Origin of the sequence: Burkholderia sp. E168m23 (genome assembly GCF_016586125.1) — a bacterium.
In the GTDB taxonomy this organism is placed as follows: Bacteria; Pseudomonadota; Gammaproteobacteria; order Burkholderiales; family Burkholderiaceae; genus Burkholderia; species Burkholderia orbicola.
Genome location: NZ_BCPP01001258.1, coordinates 1 through 1,624, shown reverse-complemented (window position 1 = coordinate 1,624; position 1,624 = coordinate 1). Strand labels below are relative to the sequence as shown.

The 1,624-nt window shown below is 66.9% G+C and carries 1 protein-coding gene; it reads left to right on the top strand.

Going from position 1 to position 1,624, the window contains the following annotated elements; all coding sequences use genetic code 11:
- Window positions 1-1,607, top strand: a 1,607-nt coding sequence (gene esaS, locus JMF90_RS36335) for a sensor histidine kinase EsaS (RefSeq protein WP_201326271.1), incomplete at its 5' end; no start/stop codon positions are given.
- Between the last annotated feature and the right edge of the window lie 17 nt (window positions 1,608-1,624).

The window sequence follows — 1,624 nt, the reverse complement described above, 5'->3', positions numbered from 1 at the left end:
AGCCGGCGGAGCGGTTCCTGCAGCTCACGCAGCCGGTGCCGCCCGGGCTCGCGCACAACGCGGACGCCGTGCAGCGCGCGTACCGCGAGTACCAGGAAAAGTCGCTCGGCCGCACGGGCCTGCGCAAGATGTACATCGGCACGCTGACACTCGCGCTGTTCCTCGCGACCTTCATCGCGATGATGCTCGCGCTCGCGCTCGGCCAGCAGCTCGCGCGGCCGCTGTTCCTGCTCGCGCAGGGCACGAAGGAGATCACGGAAGGCGACTACACGCCGAAGCGCGAGATCAAGACGCGCGACGAGCTCGGCTTCCTCACGCAGTCGTTCAACGCGATGACGCGCCAGTTGTCCGAGGCGCGGCTCGCGGTCGAGAAGAACCGCATCGCGCTCGAGCATTCGAAGACGTATCTCGAGAGCATCCTCGCGAACCTGACGGCCGGCGTGTTCGTGCTCGACCGCCAGTTCCGGCTGACGACGGCCAATCGCGGCGCCGAGCGGATCTTCCGGCAGCCGTTCAACTCGCTGATCGGCACGACGCTCGACCGGATCGGCGTGGCCGCCGGGTTCGGCGCGATGGTGCGCAAGGCATTCGCCGATCGCGAGGCGGCGTCCGACGGCGGCAGCGGCGATCGCGGCCACTGGCAGCAGCAGTTCGCGATCGAGGTGCCGGGCGAAACCGATCCGCTGACGCTGCTCGTGCGCGGCACGCGGCTCGTGTCGACTGTCGAGGGGCAGGCCGACGATCCGCAGACGTCCGGTTACGTCGTCGTGTTCGACGACATCTCCGACGTGATTTCCGCGCAGCGTTCGGTCGCGTGGGGCGAGGTCGCGCGGCGGCTCGCGCACGAGATCAAGAATCCGCTGACGCCGATCCAGCTGTCGGCCGAGCGGCTGCAGATGAAGCTGTCGGACAAGCTCGCGCCGCCCGACGCGGACGTGCTCAAGCGCGGCGCGACGATGATCGTGAACCAGGTGGCCGCGATGAAGCGGATGGTCGACGATTTCCGCGAATACGCGCGCACGCCGCCGGCGGTGCTCGCGAACCTGCAGTTGAACGAACTGGCGAGCGAGGTGCTCGGGCTGTACGGCGTCGGCGAAGGCAAGAGCCCGATCGTCGCCGAGCTCGCGCCGTCGCTGCCGGTAATTCGCGGCGATGCGACGCAATTGCGCCAGGTGATTCACAACCTGCTGCAGAATGCGCAGGATTCGGTCGCGGAGTCCGCGCATCCGCGTGTGTTGATCGAAACCAAGACAGTAGAATATGGCGACCCCGACGCCGAGGGCAAAACGCGCGTCGCGGTACGGCTTACCGTGTCCGACAACGGGCCCGGTTTTCCGGCACGCATCCTGACCCGCGCGTTCGAGCCTTACGTGACGACGAAGGCGAAGGGCACGGGGCTCGGGTTGGCCACGGTCAAGAAAATCGTTGACGAGCACGGCGCGCGGATCGATCTGCGCAATCGCATGCACGGCGAGACCGTCGAGGGTGCGCAGGTATCGATCCTGTTCCTGCAGATGGCGAGCGATACGCCAGGCGCCGAACCGGGTGCACAGGACGGGACGACTCCCGCCAAGACAAAAGCAAGTGAGCAGACAAAGGCAGCGTAAATGGCAACCATCCTGGT